Annotated in this window: 18 protein-coding genes and 1 pseudogene; all 19 read right to left on the bottom strand. The window is 42.7% G+C overall.

Features of this window, described 5'->3' with window-relative positions:
- Positions 1 to 38: 38 nt before the first annotated feature.
- Complete coding sequence (locus tag J0K78_RS02190; protein WP_206945191.1) at positions 39 to 740, bottom strand: hypothetical protein; 702 nt, start codon at positions 738 to 740, stop codon at positions 39 to 41.
- A 54-nt stretch (positions 741 to 794) separates the two neighbouring features.
- Positions 795 to 1,370, bottom strand: a complete 576-nt coding sequence (gene lhaT / locus J0K78_RS02195; RefSeq protein ID WP_206945885.1) for a lipoprotein heptaprenylglyceryl N-acetyltransferase LhaT — start codon at positions 1,368 to 1,370, stop codon at positions 795 to 797.
- A 320-nt stretch (positions 1,371 to 1,690) separates the two neighbouring features.
- Positions 1,691 to 2,461: pseudogene (locus J0K78_RS02200) on the bottom strand (c-type cytochrome); the annotation flags it as partial.
- Between the two features lie 28 nt (positions 2,462 to 2,489).
- Complete coding sequence (qcrB, locus tag J0K78_RS02205) at positions 2,490 to 3,164, bottom strand: menaquinol-cytochrome c reductase cytochrome b subunit (protein WP_206945193.1); 675 nt, start codon at positions 3,162 to 3,164, stop codon at positions 2,490 to 2,492.
- 3 nt (positions 3,165 to 3,167) lie between these two features.
- Entirely contained in the window at positions 3,168 to 3,677 is a 510-nt protein-coding gene (locus J0K78_RS02210; RefSeq protein WP_206945194.1) for a QcrA and Rieske domain-containing protein, read from the bottom strand.
- A 133-nt stretch (positions 3,678 to 3,810) separates the two neighbouring features.
- Positions 3,811 to 4,266: a YpiF family protein gene (locus J0K78_RS02215; RefSeq protein ID WP_206945195.1), complete on the bottom strand. Its 456-nt coding sequence runs from the start codon at positions 4,264 to 4,266 to the stop codon at positions 3,811 to 3,813.
- 105 nt (positions 4,267 to 4,371) lie between these two features.
- Positions 4,372 to 4,932, bottom strand: coding sequence for a ReoY family proteolytic degradation factor (locus J0K78_RS02220; RefSeq protein WP_160913550.1), 561 nt, complete (start codon positions 4,930 to 4,932; stop codon positions 4,372 to 4,374).
- Between the two features lie 32 nt (positions 4,933 to 4,964).
- Entirely contained in the window at positions 4,965 to 6,218 is a 1,254-nt protein-coding gene (locus J0K78_RS02225) for a tetratricopeptide repeat protein (RefSeq protein WP_160913552.1), read from the bottom strand.
- A gap of 17 nt (positions 6,219 to 6,235) precedes the next feature.
- The gene (locus J0K78_RS02230; RefSeq protein ID WP_206945196.1) at positions 6,236 to 7,108 is read right to left on the bottom strand and encodes a hypothetical protein; all 873 of its coding nucleotides are present in this window, start codon (positions 7,106 to 7,108) and stop codon (positions 6,236 to 6,238) included.
- Between the two features lie 65 nt (positions 7,109 to 7,173).
- Entirely contained in the window at positions 7,174 to 8,463 is a 1,290-nt protein-coding gene (gene aroA / locus J0K78_RS02235) for a 3-phosphoshikimate 1-carboxyvinyltransferase (RefSeq protein ID WP_206945197.1), read from the bottom strand.
- Between the two features lie 12 nt (positions 8,464 to 8,475).
- Positions 8,476 to 9,576 carry a prephenate dehydrogenase gene (locus J0K78_RS02240; protein ID WP_206945198.1) on the bottom strand — a complete coding sequence of 367 codons (1,101 nt, stop codon included), beginning with the start codon at positions 9,574 to 9,576 and terminating at the stop codon, positions 8,476 to 8,478.
- Entirely contained in the window at positions 9,573 to 10,670 is a 1,098-nt protein-coding gene (gene hisC, locus J0K78_RS02245; RefSeq protein WP_206945199.1) for a histidinol-phosphate transaminase, read from the bottom strand. The genes J0K78_RS02240 and hisC overlap by 4 nt, the downstream gene beginning before the upstream one ends.
- A 13-nt stretch (positions 10,671 to 10,683) precedes the next feature.
- Positions 10,684 to 11,046: a chorismate mutase gene (aroH, locus tag J0K78_RS02250; protein ID WP_206945886.1), complete on the bottom strand. Its 363-nt coding sequence runs from the start codon at positions 11,044 to 11,046 to the stop codon at positions 10,684 to 10,686.
- A complete protein-coding gene (gene aroB, locus J0K78_RS02255; protein ID WP_206945200.1) occupies positions 11,046 to 12,125 on the bottom strand; it encodes a 3-dehydroquinate synthase in 1,080 nt (359 codons plus the stop codon). The genes aroH and aroB overlap by 1 nt, the downstream gene beginning before the upstream one ends.
- Positions 12,125 to 13,294: a chorismate synthase gene (gene aroC / locus J0K78_RS02260; RefSeq protein WP_206945201.1), complete on the bottom strand. Its 1,170-nt coding sequence runs from the start codon at positions 13,292 to 13,294 to the stop codon at positions 12,125 to 12,127. The genes aroB and aroC overlap by 1 nt, the downstream gene beginning before the upstream one ends.
- Positions 13,295 to 13,431: 137 nt before the next feature.
- On the bottom strand, positions 13,432 to 14,211 hold the full coding sequence (locus J0K78_RS02265) for a CheR family methyltransferase (protein WP_206945202.1): 780 nt from the start codon (positions 14,209 to 14,211) through the stop codon (positions 13,432 to 13,434).
- A 328-nt stretch (positions 14,212 to 14,539) separates the two neighbouring features.
- Entirely contained in the window at positions 14,540 to 14,986 is a 447-nt protein-coding gene (gene ndk, locus J0K78_RS02270) for a nucleoside-diphosphate kinase (RefSeq protein ID WP_206945203.1), read from the bottom strand.
- A 91-nt stretch (positions 14,987 to 15,077) separates the two neighbouring features.
- Positions 15,078 to 16,049, bottom strand: a complete 972-nt coding sequence (hepT, locus tag J0K78_RS02275; protein WP_206945204.1) for a heptaprenyl diphosphate synthase component II — start codon at positions 16,047 to 16,049, stop codon at positions 15,078 to 15,080.
- Positions 16,050 to 16,065: 16 nt separating this feature from the next.
- Positions 16,066 to 16,773 (bottom strand): demethylmenaquinone methyltransferase, encoded by a 708-nt coding sequence (gene menG, locus J0K78_RS02280; RefSeq protein ID WP_206945205.1) that lies wholly within the window; start codon positions 16,771 to 16,773, stop codon positions 16,066 to 16,068.
- Position 16,774: the final 1 nt, after the last annotated feature.

Genomic DNA, 16,774 nt, shown 5'->3' on the forward strand with positions numbered 1-16,774 from the left:
AGTATATAGGTCAATTTTAGTCAAAAATGCATGAAAAATCAACTATGACTACTCTTCATTGTGTGTCTATTTTTCGAACTTTCTCTATAATTAATCGCTCCTACATACAACAATGTCACTAAAATCGCGCCACCTATGAAAAGGACTGTCAATAGAAAAGCATTCCAGTCTTCCTGTGACTTTACTTGAACGAGCTCTATGATTTTCCCGCTGAAATGTTCCCGACCGGTCACCGTATCCACAATTGATAATTCTTGCAGTGCTTGATCGGCTTCTTGGACTTTTGCCTTATCAACAAAATTCATAACAACTGGACGTATCATATTCCATTCCTTCTCAATGTCATCAAGAGGAACAGAAGATAAAGAACGGTCTGAAAAATGCTCAAGCTTTTCTGTTATAACAGGATAAGGGTTATCAGAGGATGTAACTTCCAGGAAAGTAAGGAGACCCTCTTCCCACCTGGTTTCTTCAAGATTTTTTGTTGAACCGTACATATCCAGGCGGGTCCATGCTTCCTTATGTTGATCCGGAAGGGTTTGGACATATTGTTCCATTTCTGCATATTTACTATTCCAAAGCCGCTCAGCAAGGTCAAACTTTTCATCTGCAGCCAACCGACGATATTGTGACGCAAAAGCTTCCCAATCAGGAGATCCCTCCGACCATGAATGTACAAGGCCGGATGGTACAATTGTGAAAATAAGGGAACAAATGAACAACAACATAACACGTCCCATTTCACTTCTCCCCTCTCACAAGTATTATTTCATCTTATGAGAAAGAAAAGAAATTTAGACCGTGGATTTTCCGCGAACAGTTAAGGCATAAGCACAAAGGATACATGCGACACTCAGCCAAAACGTAAAATACCCGATTTCATCCATATACTCAATAATAGCGGGATAGACCGGCATTTGTCCGAAAACATAATCAATGACATCATTGTGAAGCGTCCATATGGCAGCAACAACAATATGTCTCATTTCTATTTTATAAAAAGGAGCATACAAAAGCCCTTGAACAGCCATAGCTCCATGTGAAACAACCAACATATAACCAGTCCATGGAAGTGACCCATATTCCAATAAAGTCAAACCATTCATTATGACTGCCCAAACTCCATATTTTAAAAGAGTGATGATGGCCAGTGCTTCTATGTAAGGAACATTTTTTCCAAAAATATAAAACCCCAGAAATATAGTGAAGAACAAACTCGCTGTCGGACTATCAGGAACAAACAGCAGAAAGACAGGTTCAGTCACAGAAAGCTGAGGTTCGTACCATATATACCCGTAAATAGTTCCAAATAAATTTATGAAGAAAAGCATAATTAAAAACGATCGGCTCGTCAGTAGATAGATGATCATTTGCTTCATGTTGCCTCATACCTCCAATACAAATATAGCCGCGCTTTTAAAAGCGCGGCTACAGTGAATTAAGTATCTAATTATTCTTCAGATCCGGAACCGTCTTCAGATGAACCTTCCTCAGATCCTTCTTCAGATCCTTCTCCGGATGAACCTTCCTCGGATCCTCCTTCGGACTCTTCACCAGAGGAACCCTCCTCAGATTCACCTTCAGACCCTTCACCAGAAGAACCTTCTTCAGATTCACCTTCAGATTCACCTTCAGATCCTTCGCCAGAAGAACCTTCCTCAGATCCTCCTTCGCCTTCTCCACCGGCTTCACCACCGCCAGCTTGGACGACGAATTCAGCAAGTTGTTGAAGCTCTTCATCACTACCGCCAAAAATACCAGCAGGCATCTCACCGACACCATTGACTGCAATATCTTTGACTTGTTCTACAGTCACATCTGCTTCAATCAAGGATGGATAGTTTCCTTGTCCTTGCAAAGCATCCCCGTGACAGCTTAAACAGTTTGCTTCGTAAACCGCATAACCAGGATGCTCTTTATCAATCGTTGATTCAACCGCTTCCACGTTGACTCCGTATTTCTCTGCACGCATTTCATAATCGGCATGAGAAACAGATTCATAAGTCAACCAAAAAGTTGCGATAAAACCGATAAGCATTAATCCTACAGCAATCGGACGCTTTTGAGGGCGTCGTTCTGGACCACGATCCAGGAATGGCGCAAGCAGCAAAGCACCGAAAGCTAGTCCAGGCATAACGATGGCACCGAGTACGATGTAATCTCCACCTGCGAATTGATATTTAAGAAATTGATACAAGAATAAGAAATACCAGTCAGGCAATGGAATATAACCTGCGTTGTTTGGATCTGCCTGTTGCTCAAGTGGTGATGGGTGAGCAGCAGTCAAAATAAGAAATCCGATCAAGAAGACAGATCCTACAAGCCACTCCTTCAACAAGAAGTTAGGCCAGAAAGCTTCTGTACGGCCTGGGTATTCCGAATAGTCTTTTGGTAAGTTGGCTTTTCGTTCAGCCGTGATTCGTGAATCACCGACGAACTTCATCCCTTTTCCCCTATGCACAGCTTTCCCTCCTTTTTAACGATACATTTTATAGTGGTCCGGAAATTCCTTGTTTACGGATTAAAATGAAGTGGAACGCCATTAATCCGAAAAGTGCAGCCGGCAAGAAGAATACGTGAATAGCAAAGAAGCGTGTAAGCGTTTGTGCACCAACAATCGATGGATCTCCGGCTAGTAACGTCCGAATCCCGTCACCGATAAATGGTGTGGCTGCTGCTATTTCTAGACCAACCTGAGTCGCGAAATATGCCTTGTTATCCCAAGGTAACAGGTATCCTGTGAAGCCTAATCCCAACATGACGAAGAACAAAAGTACACCAATAACCCAGTTCAACTCACGTGGTTTTTTATAAGCCCCTTGGAAGAATACCCGTAGCGTATGTAAGAATAACATGACGATAACGAGACTCGCTCCCCAGTGGTGCATACCGCGGACGATTTGACCGTAAGCAACCTCACGCTGCAAGTAATACACAGATTTCCAAGCGTTTTCAATGTCTGGCACATAGTACATGGTCAGGAACATACCAGACAGGATTTGGATGACTGTAATAAAGAAAGTCAATCCACCAAAACAATAAACGAATGCTGAAAAATGGTGTGCTGGGTTAACGTGTTCAGGCACTTCGTGATCTGCGATATCACGCCAAAGCGGGGTAATATCTACACGCTCGTCCACCCAGTCGTAAATTTTCTGAAGCATGTATTATGCCCCCCCTCCTGATTCTTTCGTTTCACCTAGGTAAAGCATACCTTCTTCTACTTTGAACTCAAAGTGAGGCAGTGGTGCCGTCGGTGGAGTTCCTGGCACGTTCGTTCCGTCTTTCGTGTAACGACCGCCGTGACAAGGACAGAAGAATTGGTTAGGGTATTCCTGGTTGGAAGCCCAGTCAACCGTACATCCCAAGTGAGTACAAATCGGTGATAGTGCTACAATTTCATCATTCTCGTTTCTGTACACCCAAGCTGTTTTCTGAACTTCTGATTCATACCAAGCATCCACTTGATCGATCGTCCATTCAAAACGCTGTGGTTCATTCGTGATTTCATCAACGGAAGCTACGGAGACGAAATCTCCACTCTCTTTTGTTTTCAATACAGGATCGATTGCGAAACGAACCATCGGTGCAAGCATTCCCGCTGCCATGAAACCGCCTACACCAGTGAGCGTGTAGTTCAGAAATTGACGCCGGGATACTCGTTTTTTATCGCTCATACTTTTCCCCCCTCTATGCTGTAATCCATGCGACATGGATTGATTACACACAGTTTACTAGGACATTACCATGATAGCGCAATCTCAAGGCGCGGTCAATAAATTATCAAACCTTGTCGGAACTTTTATCCAGTTACCAATACGCCTGGATTAATTCACTAATCTGATGGGCCTGTTCACGAACGTACGATTGAGTTTCTGTTGACTGGATATCACCTGATCCCATGCCAGGCACCCATAGAACGTGTCCCTCAAGATCTGCTTCGTGTTTTTTCCATTTACTGTCGAAAGTGAAAAGGAAAATGTGATGGAAAGGCTGTTCTTTGAACTTATGAATCCAACGATTGATCCTCTCTTTTTCGTCAGCTTGTGATCCTTCAAGGTAATGATAATCCGGTGCTAGGAATATCCTTCCCTTGTATTCTTTTTCGATCAGGTTCGTAAACACTTGGTTTAGCTCCTTTTGGAAGGCCTGCTTCACCATGTGTTGATCGTTCCCGGGATCAAACGGTATCAAGGGAATGATTACGGTATCAATATACTGTTTTTCCGGTATATATTGCGTAGTATCTGCTTTAGTCCATCTCATAATTCATTTCATCCTTTATCTATGTATCATTTTATCTTTATTTTACTATATTTAAACAAAAATGAAAGCCGGGACTCTTCTTTTGAAGGTACCGGCTTCCCTAGTTTATAAAAATGTATTCAAATCCTGTTTGACTTTTTCAAGTTTTCCACATAAGGTTTTGAACTCATCACGCGCTCCATTGATGAGAGCTTCGTCAATTCGATCCTCCAGGCTTTTCTGTCTATGCTGCAAAAGACTGACAGACAGAAGGCGTTCCGCTTCATTCTTATCTCTGTCATTTAAGTAATAGTCTTTTGGAAGATAAGGATTTTCTTCAAGGACAAGGGCATACTTCGAGCATTGCTGGGCATTCTCAAAATTCATTTGGATATAGACAGGTTCTCCTTGATTCATCCTTAAATCATGAAACGACTTCTCGGCATCATTCGTCATAACCTGGCCTTTATAAAAACGGAAAGGTGGGTCAGAAACACCCTGGGCACTAATTTCCATGCCGCGCGGACAAAACTTCACTTCCTGGACAAAATGGACACTTGACAAAAGAGATTCATGGTTCATTAAATAATTCAGAATCCAAACACTCTCTCGCTTTTTCAACTGAAAGTGATTCAAAAACCAGCGGACAAAGTCTTTTTTCTCATCCACAGAGATTGGTGTTTGCATATGGGCGCCCCTCCTGCGCTTTATTAATCAGCTCATTGTTCTTTCAGCCGCTCGACGAAGTCCTCAATTTCTGTATCTGTAGGGTCAATAGCCAGGTATTCTTCAAAAATCTGCCGTGCTTCAGACATTCTTCCTTCTTCTACAAGAAAGTAACCGTAGGATTTCAAGAAATCAGTATCCTCTTTCAAGGAAGGATACGCTTGTTGATATTGTTCATAAGCTTCCTTAAACCTTTCTTCCTCTTCATAAGCTTGAGCAAGTTCCCACAAGTAATTCGGGTCTTCCTCACCAAGAGAAATTAACTCGTTGATCAGATCGATGATCTTTTCATTCATATCGTCCGACTTATAATTTTCAATAAGGAAAAGGATCGCTTCTTTATATCCTGGATCCAGAGCAACGGCTTCTCTCATCCACTTGTACCCTTCTTCTTTATTCCCCTGTCTATGAGATAACGTACCGGCAAGATGATAGAGCTCTTTATTGAATTCATCTTTCGCAAGGCCTTTTTTAGCCATTTCCAATGCTTCATTGGGCATACCTTCTGAATCATAAGCTTGAGCTAAGTGTGGATAGACTGACTGGAAATAAGGGTCCTTTTCAATCAACTCTTCCCAAACATGGATGGCGATGTCGTTACGGTTTGCCTGATAAGCTACAAAACCATAGCGGAACATTACGTCAGGATTATCTTCTTCTACCTTTTGGAAGAACTCAAGTGCTTGTTCAAATTCTCCATTGGCTGCATATGCTTCCGCTAGTCTAGTGGCCACTTCAATATCTCCGATGACCGGCTGATGATGCATGGCATTTTCATAATAAGGTATACTCTTTGAATATTCCCCATTTGAGAATGCAAGCTCGCCTAATGCAAAATCGATAATCGCTGAATTCGGCTCGACTTCTTTTGCCATGAGTAATTTTTGTTCAGCTACTTCGTAAAGTCCTTGAGACTGATAAAGATCCGCTAGCTGCACGAGTGCCTGCAAATAGTCTTCATCTTCCGGACCAAATTGGTTCAGCAGTTCAATCGCTTCGTCATCTTCATCAAGATCAATGTGAATCTCTGCCATCATGACTTTCAGTTCCTGCTCTTTAGGATAGCGTTGAATCAGCTCGTGTAACACCATCTTCGCTTCTTCAAGCATCCCCCATTGCATGTATAATTCAGCAATTGTGAACTTCTCTTCCTCGTCTGCTTCTGGCAAATATTGTGTTAGGGTTTTTATAGCATCTTCCGTCTTATGAGCTTCCATTTGACGAATGGCTTTTTGAATTTCCTCCATGATGACATCCTTTCCGCTTATACAAAATGCTTGTGAATCTTCACTTTTATGTGGGAGCCAGGCGTTTCATCGATGACCTTTTGGTTCACCTGTTTCACCTGTCCATTCATAACCGTTACATTCGGAACAGAATTATGATATCTAAAATCCTCCGCCTCTTCAAACGATCGGTCTTCTGAAAAGCGATAGAGATTATAATCCGCATGCCCTCCAGGGACGATTCCGCCTTTATGAGGATAGATTCCGCTGTCTTTTAAATTTTTCAAAGAGAGCATTTCATCATCCTGTACATCTGTTAGCTTTATGATACCATACTGTTCGCAAAGTGAAGACCACAATTCTGCATAGTTGTTCGACGTATTCTCTGTATCTTTGACGAACAATGTCAACGGCATTCGTTTGTAAGCCTGCGCCTGTGCTATCCATTCCCAACAAACATCCATCAGTTCCCCCGCGGACTGCACTTCCACACATAAAAAGGGGCTTCCTTTTCTGGCAAAAAAACGGACCATTTCAGGCCGCAGCATCTTTGCCGGCACAACAGGTATGACCATATAATCGAGAGGCAGAGATTGACATCGATTTAAAAAATGGTCATATTGATTCCGGTAGTGACGTAAACTAGTCACTAGGTGTTGTGTGAGTAACAAGGTACACCCTCTTTTTATGTAGCGATTGCCTGTGTCGGTTACGGAGGGTGATAAAGCAAGCGGCTCATTATGATCCAGCATCACATGCCCTGGACTGACGTGAAATCCATCCACTACCATTAACTTGAAAGCTTCTTTTCCAGTACGATCTCTGACGAACTTCTCTTCCTTTACCGTGCATTCACTAAAACAGGGACCTTTGTCATTTTCAACATATCCTTGAAACCAATAAGCTCCCATACGACGAAACCTCCAAGTAGGCTTTTTATATCGTATGAGAGCTTTACATAAACTATGAAGTTAATTTAGTTCAAGACTTGATTTAAATCTTCGAAAAATGATGGGTAAGAGATGTTAATGCACTCTTTGTTTTTGACGATAACTTCTTTCTCGCAAATTAAGGAAGCAATCGCACCCATCATACCTATGCGGTGATCGCCATATGAATCGATGGTTCCACCATTTAGAGCTGTACCCCCCTGGATAACCATCCCATCTTCCCGTGCTTGAATATCTGCTCCTAATTTGGAGAGCGTTTCAACAACAGCTGCAATTCGATCTGTTTCCTTATAACGCAGTTCTTCTGCATCTTTTATGATTGTTTCCCCTTCTGCTTGCGTCGCTGCCAGAGCAAGGATCGGAATTTCATCAATCACATTTGGGATAAGCTCCCCTTCTAAAGTCATTCCTTTTAGTCGGCTGTGACGAACGACGATGTCACCAACGGGTTCACTTCCAATATGCGTATGTACCTGGACTTCTATATTGGCTCCCATATCTTTTAGAGCTTTTACAATTCCGTCACGCGTCGGATTAAGCCCGACATCCCGAATCACCAACTCACTACCAGGGACAATGGATGCGGCCACTAGGAAAAAGGCTGCCGAAGAAATATCCCCAGGGACCTTGATATTTGATGCAGAAGGCTTTTGTCCACCCCTAATTTTGATGGATCTCCCTTCAACATGTACGTCCACACCGAATTCAGGAAGAAGCATTTCTGTATGATTTCTGGTTTCCCCAAGCTCTATCACTTCTGTTTCACCCTCTGCAAGCATCCCGGCTAAAAGTAAAGCAGACTTCACTTGAGCACTTTTCACTATCAATTCGTGACGTGTCCCTGTAAGCTTTTTACCTCGGAAGGCAAGTGGCAGCAAGGAATCATTTTCACGCCCTTGAATGTCCGCTCCCATGACACGAAGCGGTTGGGTGACCCGGTCCATCGGACGCTTGGACAATGACTCGTCTCCGAATGCTGTCGTAAATAAAGGAAGCCCTGCAAGCACCCCGCTCATCAAACGGGCCGTTGTTCCTGAATTACCAAAATTGATTGGTTGGGAAGGTTCGCTTAGGTGAGAAATCCCTTTGCCATGAACCGTAATCTTATTACCCTCTTGCTCTATATTCACGCCCATGAGTCGGAAAGCTTCGACGGTTCTCAAGCAATCTTCACCGGTAAGGAAATTCGTAATAACAGAAGTTCCTTCCGCTAATGCCGAGAAGATGACAGATCGGTGGGAGATGGATTTATCTCCAGGTACAGATAAGTCTCCTTTTAGCCGTTTATCTGTAGGTTTCAACTCAATGCTAGACATAGGAACCCTCCTCTACTGTTGGATCATCACTTCATATTGGTAATGATCTAATATTTCTTTACTCTTCCATTGTTCTTCACTTGTAGCAAAGCTGATTCTAAGCACCCCGGTGATCCCTTCTCGAATTTCAAGGATTTGGATATTTTTAATGCTGATGGCTTCTTCAGCCAGGATTCCAATCACATCGCGAATCGCACCTGGTTGGTCGTGGATATCGACGTAGATGTCATAGAAAGAGGGGATGGCCCCTTTATCTTTTGTTGGCAGACCGTCTCTGTACAATTTAGCATCAGATAGATACTTGTAAGTTTTCTCTTTTTCTCCTTGGGAAAGGTAGTCTTTTATCCTCTCCATTTCTCCAATCCAATCATCGAGCATGGAAATAAGGAGCTTTTTATTTTGAAAGAAAATATCCTGCCATAACTTCGGATTACTGGAGGCGATTCTAGTAATGTCTTTGAACCCTCCTGCAGCCATCTGCTTAATATACGGATGTGTACCTTCCCATTCTTTCGCCTGATGAACGAGAGAAGAAGCGATCAGGTGCGGGAAATGAGAGATGACCGCCGTCATCTCATCATGTTCCTGCGTTGTAAATGTTACAAAACGGGCCTTCGTTTTTGATAGAAGGTCCTTAATTACATCTGCTTCCTTCTCATCAGCATGCACAGAAGGGGTCAACACGTATATCGCATTCTCAAACAGGTGGGGTTTTGCAGCTGTATAGCCATGTTTGTGTGAACCAGCCATCGGGTGCCCGCCTACGAAAGAAAGCAAGGGGTGGGATAAACGGTTCGCCGCTTCAAGCACTTGGTTTTTCACAGAAGACACGTCTGTTACCAGCAAAGGCTTTTTTAAATCCATGGATCCGAGTTTATGGATGTAATCAATGGTAATAGAAATAGGTGTGGCTAAAATGCAGACATCCGCTTCAAGGGCGGATTCTTCAAAATTGAAAGAGGCCTGATCGATCACCCCTTGCTTTAACGCCATGTTAAGGGTTTCTTCATCCCCATCCATACCAATGATGAAGACATCCTCTTTTTTAGCGACATTCATCGCTATGGAACCACCGATAAGTCCTAAACCAACGATGAGTATGTTCTGCTTCATTGTTCACGAACAGCAGCAAGCTTTTCCTTCATCGCTTCCTGGATCTCCTGCATGTCCTCTTTCTTCCCAATGGTCAACCGTATGGTATTCGGCAGACCCAGCGCTTCGCCGGAACGTACGATAAACCCTTTCGTTAACAAGTATTCAAACATTTCATCACCACTGCAAGGCAGATGGATCAAAAGGAAATTAGCCTGGGTATCAAAATAATTCAATCCATGATTTTCACAGAATTGCATCAATGATTTCTTGTTTTTCCAGTTTTCTTTAACCGTCTCTTCAATAAACTTCTGGTCATCTAAGGCTAAAAGAGCGGCGGCTTGTGCAACCGTTGATGTGTTGAATGGCTCGCGGGACGGTTCAAGAATCTGTATGACTTCTGGATGACCGACACCATAGCCGATTCGTAATCCTGCTAAACCGTAAGCTTTAGAGAAAGTACGGAGTACCATCAGGTTTGGATAGTGATTCAATGCTTCTATGGAGTCAAAGGCATCTTCCGCTTCCAAATATTCATAATAAGCTTCATCAATGACAACAAGAACGTGATCAGGCGTACGTTCCAGGACCGACTGCAGTGTCGTTTGGTCGATATGGACGCCTGTCGGATTGTTCGGCGTACATATCCATAAGACACGGGTTTGTTCATCAATATTTTCAAGCATGCCTTCTAAATCATGGTGACCATCGATGAGTGGGACTTCTCTGACTTCCGCACCTTCAATTAAAGCATTGTGCCGATACTGCGGGAATGTTGGTGTCGCCATAACTGTATTGGCACCTGGCTCAAGGAAGGTACGGCAAATGATTTGCACCACTTCATCAGAACCATTTCCGAAAATCAATTGATTCTCTTCCACACCTATGAAACGGGCGACTTTCTTTCTGATTTCTGCGCCATATCCATCAGGGTAGATTTCTAAATTGGAGATCAGTTTCGGCAGTTCCTTCTCCACCACAGGAGAAAAACCAAATGGATTTTCATTGGAAGCAAGCTTAACGATTCGATCCAAACCGAATTCTTTTTTTACTTCCTCAATCCCTTTCCCGGGCTTATATGGTTTCATATTTTTTAGAATGTCTTTGGCTTTCATAGGGATACTCCTCTCAACTCTTTAAATCTGGTCTCAGTTGTTTTGCATGATTATGATAGATATGCTGAATATCTTTTTGTGCGATTTCCGTCTGTACGGTCACCATAACCCTGATACATTTCTCAAGACTGCCAGGCACCGGGATTTCCCGCATGCACATGACCGGGACATACGTCCATCCATCTATTTTTCTCAGGGACTTTGCAGGGAAGGCATCATTCAGATCCTCTGTCACTGTAAAATAGACGGAAACAACATCTGTTGCTTCAATATGATTGGAAACTATGACATCTCGAAGCAGTTGATAGGATTGTTCTACAATTTCATCATGTTCATTTTTTTCAACCGTTGTCGCTCCTCTTACACCTCGAACCATCATTCTCCACTCACCTCATTTATTAAAAGAAACATCTGTTCTAGTAGTTGCTCCTCTTCGATTTGCACAACATAAGGGTCACTCAGTTCATGGAGTAGGACAAAGTTGATTTTCTGCCGGAGGGTTTTCTTGTCCAACTTCATTTTCTCAAGCATTCGATCGGGACGAATCTTAGTTAATACGGAAACTGGATAATTATTTTTATCCAGCCACTCCTTATAGGCTTCAATCGGGAGCTGCGCCTCTTTACATTCGTTACTCAATCTCATCATAAATAGAAGCCCTACGGCAACAGCCTCCCCATGAGTGATTTCACCATAGCCAAGCTCCGCTTCAATCGCATGAGCAAGGGTGTGACCTAAATTCAAGTACTTACGGATTCCAGCTTCTCTTTCGTCCTCTTCTACGATCGAAGCCTTCACCTGGATCCCTTTCATTAAATCGCTCTCTAACTGTTCTACTGTCAGTTCGGAAAGCTTTCCTTTCAACAGTCGATTCGCCCAGTCTTTGTCACTGAGAAATGCATGTTTGATTACTTCCCCATACCCCGAACGAATTTCACTTTCCGGCAGGGTTTCTATCGTTTCAATGTCATAGATTACCTTCACTGGATGATAAAAAGAACCAATCAGGTTTTTTCCTTTCGGGTGATTGATGGCTACTTTTCCACCTACACTGCTGTCATGAGCTAAAATAGTAGTAGGCATCTGGATGTAATCAATCCCGCGTAAATAAGTCGATGCTACAAACCCTGCCAAATCACCGATCATCCCTCCACCAAGGGCGACAATGAGAGATTTCCGATCCAAGTTCACATCCACACAACGGTCTAGGAGCTCTTCGTACCTGGTCATACATTTCGAAGACTCTCCCGCAGGAACGACGGCGGTAAATACAGGAGCTGCTTCTGATAAGCTTTCTTTCACCTCTTGTAAGTAAAGTTCCTTAACCGTACTATCTGTAATAACTAATATAGACGTGTATTCAGATGAAAGATAGGCATCCAACTGATGCCTTAAACCTTTACCAATCAAAACATCGTAGTCATGACTACTTGACCGGACCGTAACCGATGCCATTAAAATTCACGTACTTCCTTACGGTAATCATCGACAGCACGCTTGAGACGAGGGAAGTAGTCAGCTGGAAACTCATCTGTAATGGCTTTAGCGAGCTCAAAAGCAACAATATGCTCCATCACAACAGAAGCTGCTGGGACAGCACAGGAATCAGATCGCTCGATGCTTGCGTTAAACGGTTCTTTGGTCTCTATATCCACACTTTGTAACGGTTTGTACAAGGTAGGGATAGGCTTCATAACCCCTTTTACGACAATCGGCATGCCAGTCGTCATCCCACCTTCAAATCCACCCAGACGGTTGGTTCGACGGTAATACCCTCTTTCCTCGCTCCATAAGATCTCATCATGGACCTCGCTCCCGTTTCTACGAGCAGCTTCAAAACCAATGCCGAATTCAACACCTTTGTAGGCATTAATACTCATCACTGATCCAGCGATTTTCGCATCCAGCTTTCGATCATATTGAACATATGAACCAATACCAGGAGGCATTCCTTCTACGTATACCTCAGTTACCCCGCCGATGGAGTCTCCTTCTTTCTTCGCTTCATCAATTGCTTGCATCATCTTCTCTGCCGCCTTTTCGTCAAACGTACGAACAGGAGAGGCCTCGGAAATTTCTCTACGCTGCTGCAGGGTCAGGTTTTCATCGACATGTGACACAATGCCTGCAATCTCACGCACATAGCCTGTCACCTCAATCCCTAGTTCTTTCAAAAGAACCTTGGCTACGGCTCCTGCCCCGACACGTGCTGCCGTTTCCCTTGCTGATGAACGTTCGAGGACATTCCTCATGTCTCTATGACCGTATTTCATACCACCATTCAAATCTGCATGACCTGGACGGGGTTTTGTTACGGTACGACGAATCTTTTGTGTATCCTCAGGCAGGGGATCTTCCCCCATAATGTCTGTCCAGTGTTTAAAGTCATCATTATTGACGACCAAAGTAATGGGAGAACCAAGAGTATAACCATGGCGAACCCCGCTTGTTACTTCTACTAAGTCTTTTTCGATTTGCATACGTTTCCCACGCCCATATCCGCCTTGGCGTCTGATCAATGATTCATTTATTTGCTCTCTCAATAAAGGAAGATGAGAAGGAATTCCTTCAATAATTGTTGTTAATTGCTTTCCGTGTGATTCACCAGCGGTCAAGTAGCGCATAAACGTACCTCCTATGTATTCATCCCCTAGTAGGGGTGTTCTAAATTTTAGATACTACTATATCATATGGATGTAAATTTGTGTCGTCAAAATATCGGAATTTTTATAAAATAAGATTAGAAAGCGCTTCCGATCACTTATTTTTGCCATTTTCTATAAAAAAACGTGTCATATACTTCAAATCCATGGGTTTGCGGAGAGAAAATCTGCTCCGTGCTACCTACGAAGAAGATCCCTCCATCAATGAGTGAATGACTGAAATTTTTGTAGATGGTCTTCTTCGCTTCTTCAGTAAAATAAATCATCACATTGCGACAGACAATAAGATCAAAATCTTTTTGATAACGATCGGCTAAAAGATTGTGTTTCTTGAAGGTGACACTCTTTCTGACCTCATCAATCACACGATAGGTGCTTCCTTCTTTTCTAAAGTATTTCTTAAGAATCTCTGGCGGTACTTCCTTCAATGATCTCTCATGATACAGGCCTGCTTGAGCCTTCCCTAAGGCATGACCATCGAGATCTGTAGCAAGGATCTCCACTTGTTGAAGAGGTATGTGTCGATTCAAGATCATAGCCAACGTATATGGTTCTTCACCCGTAGAACATGCGGCGCTCCATATCCGTAACTTCTTCTTTCTTTGAAGCAAATAGGGAATGACCTTTTGTTCGAGTACTTCAAACCTCTTTCTATTCCGGTAAAATTCAGATACATTGATGGTCATACGATCTAATAATTCATTCAACAACAGTGAATCGTTTTCCAGAGCATCGAAATAGCTTCTGAAATCATCGTGGCCACGCTTCTCCCTTAAGGAAGTCAGCCTTCGCTTCATTTGTGCTTCCTTGTACTGCGATAAATCGATTCCTGTTTTTGTATGCACTCTCTCTATGAATTGTAAGTAATCCTGACTCATTCCCAAAACTCCCTCTGCTTATTCCATATAAGCGTACTCCAGCATCGTCGGGTTGTAAACGAACAATCACGGCTAGTAGACAACAATCGGGATAAAGGGAGACCTTCCAACTTGGTGCTTTTCATTCCTTTGCTGTTCTGCTCATAACGCGAGTGTCAGAATGACGGAACTAGACGAGTAGCTTCCCAGCCTATCTGGACGATCAATCCAGGCAACGGACCTCGGGAACATCTTTCAACTGAGTCTTCCACAACCCTGTAAAATCGTGGAATAACATTTCATATGTTTATGAAATGAAAAAAGCCACCTTTCAAAGGTGGCTTTTTCATTAGTAAATCCAGTTGAGTGAATCTTTTTCGTAATCGACAAGTTCTTTTTCATCAAAAAACAAACCGATTTCTCTTTCAGCACTTTCTTTTGAATCAGAGCCATGGATGACGTTTTTCCCTACTGTTACTCCAAGATCACCACGGATGGTTCCAGGAGCAGCTTCAGAAGGCTTTGTAGCTCCCATCATTGTACGTGCAGTTGCAATTACATCTTCGCCTTCCCAAACCATTGCGAAGACAGGACCTGAAGTGATGAAGTCTACGAGCTCACCGAAGAATGGTCTTTCTTTATGTTCACCATAATGCTCTTCTGCAAGTTCTGTAGGGATAGCCATCAACTTGGCCCCTGCCAGTTTAAACCCTTTGCGTTCAAATCTTGCTGTAATGTCACCAATCAAATTGCGTTGTACACCATCTGGTTTAACCATCAAAAAAGTCTTTTCCATGACAAACACCTCATCTTATGTATAGTGTGAAAGCGCTTTTAATAAGTGCCATAAAAAAGTCTATCAAACAAAGGCAAGAAAGGCAATAGATTTATGCCCTTCTTTTACCAATATACTTTGCAATTCCTTTGAGTGTCTGTTTTGCACGATTTGCTGGTAATTTGTTCAGGGCTTGATAAGCTTTTTTCAAATAACGATCGCTCAGTTCCAGTGACCGTTCAATCGAACCATTGGACTGAACTTTCTCTATCAAGGATTGAAGTTGAGCCGCTGTCAGATCTTCCTTCTGCTGAAAAACATGTTCCAGTTCCTTTTTGAACTCATGATCTTCCATAGAAAAAAGAACAGGTAGAGTAATATTCCCTTGGAGAAGATCACTGCCTGCAGGTTTACCTAATTCTTTCTCAGATGCCGTGAAATCCAGAACATCATCAATGATTTGGTAGGACATCCCAACATAGTATCCATACTGATAAAGAGCACGCTCATGAGCTGGCTCTGCATTTGCTGCTATAGCACCAAGTCTGCAGCTAGCTGCGATAAGCAATGCGGTTTTCCTTTTAACCCTCCGTAAATATGTACGAAGATTTTGTTCAATATTGTATTTATCTCTGATTTGTTCAATTTCCCCTAGACATAATTCAACCATTGTCCCGGCCAGGATCTGATGAGCCCGGGGATTTTCAAGTACAGATAGATTTTCAAGCGACCTGGCAAAAATATAGTCTCCAGTGTACATAGCAATCCTGTTATCCCAGCGTGATTTAATTGTGGGCTCCCCACGTCTCAGTTCAGCTTCATCAATGACATCATCATGAACAAGGGAAGCGGTATGTATGAGCTCTAAAGAAACAGCGACAGCCTTCATGCGCTCGATATCATAGTCACCGAATTTACCACCAAGCAATACAAAGACAGGACGGATCCGTTTTCCTCCTGCTTGTAACAATTGGCTGGAAGCTTCTCTCAGTACTGGATTGTCGGATTTTATTGTATCATTTACAGCCTCTTCGATTACCGCAAGGTCATTTTTAAGAAAAGAGTAAATCATTGCTAGTTTCATGGCATTTCATCCTTAGTTATTGCTTTTCCCCCATATGCATGGCTGCAACGCCGCCCGTATAGGATTTTACAGTTACATTTTTGAACCCGACTTCTTCAAACATCTCTTTCAGTTCCTTTTTCCCTGGAAAGTCTTTCGCTGATTCGTGAAGCCAGCTGTATTCTTGATAACTTTTGGCAAAAAGCTTACCAAATACAGGCATGATTTTTCCGAAATAAAAATAATAGAGCTTTCTGAAGACAGGGTTGGTCGGTTGTGAAGTTTCTAAACAGACGACTTTGCCCCCGGGTTTCACAACACGATGCAACTCTTTTAGAACTTGTTGATAATCAGGAACATTCCTTAAACCAAAGCCGATCGTGACAAAATCGAACTGGTGGTCTTCGTAAGGCAGACTCATGGCATTACCATGCTGAAATTCCACTTGCCTTACCCTGCCGGCAAGCTTTTTCTTAATGCCTACAGACAACATATTTTCACTGAAGTCAAGGCCGATCACTTTCCCCTCTGTACCGACTTCATTTGCCAGTGCCATCGTCCAATCCCCTGTACCGCAGCAGACATCAAGAGCATGGTCTCCCTTTTTTACATTCATACGTTTCATGACATCGTTACGCCATAATCGGTGTTGTTGAAAGGAAATAATTGAATTCATACTATCATAACGTTCATAAATTTTTTCGAATACATGATGTACTCTTTCTTCTTTTGATTGTGGTTCCATA

Origin of the sequence: Halobacillus sp. GSS1 (assembly GCF_017307035.1) — a bacterium.
Taxonomy (GTDB): domain Bacteria; phylum Bacillota; class Bacilli; order Bacillales; family Halobacillaceae; genus Halobacillus; species Halobacillus litoralis.

What these genes read in the sequence shown, in the direction of transcription:
- J0K78_RS02190 (WP_206945191.1), bottom strand. Translation starts at nt 740, where the DNA reads ATGGGACGTGTTATGTTGTTGTTCATTTGTTCCCTTATTTTCACAATT.
- lhaT (WP_206945885.1), bottom strand. Translation starts at nt 1,370, where the DNA reads ATGATCATCTATCTACTGACGAGCCGATCGTTTTTAATTATGCTTTTC.
- qcrB (WP_206945193.1), bottom strand. Translation starts at nt 3,164, where the DNA reads ATGCTTCAGAAAATTTACGACTGGGTGGACGAGCGTGTAGATATTACC.
- J0K78_RS02210 (WP_206945194.1), bottom strand. Translation starts at nt 3,677, where the DNA reads ATGAGCGATAAAAAACGAGTATCCCGGCGTCAATTTCTGAACTACACG.
- J0K78_RS02215 (WP_206945195.1), bottom strand. Translation starts at nt 4,266, where the DNA reads ATGAGATGGACTAAAGCAGATACTACGCAATATATACCGGAAAAACAG.
- J0K78_RS02220 (WP_160913550.1), bottom strand. Translation starts at nt 4,932, where the DNA reads ATGCAAACACCAATCTCTGTGGATGAGAAAAAAGACTTTGTCCGCTGG.
- J0K78_RS02225 (WP_160913552.1), bottom strand. Translation starts at nt 6,218, where the DNA reads ATGGAGGAAATTCAAAAAGCCATTCGTCAAATGGAAGCTCATAAGACG.
- J0K78_RS02230 (WP_206945196.1), bottom strand. Translation starts at nt 7,108, where the DNA reads ATGGGAGCTTATTGGTTTCAAGGATATGTTGAAAATGACAAAGGTCCC.
- aroA (WP_206945197.1), bottom strand. Translation starts at nt 8,463, where the DNA reads ATGTCTAGCATTGAGTTGAAACCTACAGATAAACGGCTAAAAGGAGAC.
- J0K78_RS02240 (WP_206945198.1), bottom strand. Translation starts at nt 9,576, where the DNA reads ATGAAGCAGAACATACTCATCGTTGGTTTAGGACTTATCGGTGGTTCC.
- hisC (WP_206945199.1), bottom strand. Translation starts at nt 10,670, where the DNA reads ATGAAAGCCAAAGACATTCTAAAAAATATGAAACCATATAAGCCCGGG.
- aroH (WP_206945886.1), bottom strand. Translation starts at nt 11,046, where the DNA reads ATGGTTCGAGGTGTAAGAGGAGCGACAACGGTTGAAAAAAATGAACAT.
- aroB (WP_206945200.1), bottom strand. Translation starts at nt 12,125, where the DNA reads ATGGCATCGGTTACGGTCCGGTCAAGTAGTCATGACTACGATGTTTTG.
- aroC (WP_206945201.1), bottom strand. Translation starts at nt 13,294, where the DNA reads ATGCGCTACTTGACCGCTGGTGAATCACACGGAAAGCAATTAACAACA.
- J0K78_RS02265 (WP_206945202.1), bottom strand. Translation starts at nt 14,211, where the DNA reads ATGAGTCAGGATTACTTACAATTCATAGAGAGAGTGCATACAAAAACA.
- ndk (WP_206945203.1), bottom strand. Translation starts at nt 14,986, where the DNA reads ATGGAAAAGACTTTTTTGATGGTTAAACCAGATGGTGTACAACGCAAT.
- hepT (WP_206945204.1), bottom strand. Translation starts at nt 16,049, where the DNA reads ATGAAACTAGCAATGATTTACTCTTTTCTTAAAAATGACCTTGCGGTA.
- menG (WP_206945205.1), bottom strand. Translation starts at nt 16,773, where the DNA reads ATGGAACCACAATCAAAAGAAGAAAGAGTACATCATGTATTCGAAAAA.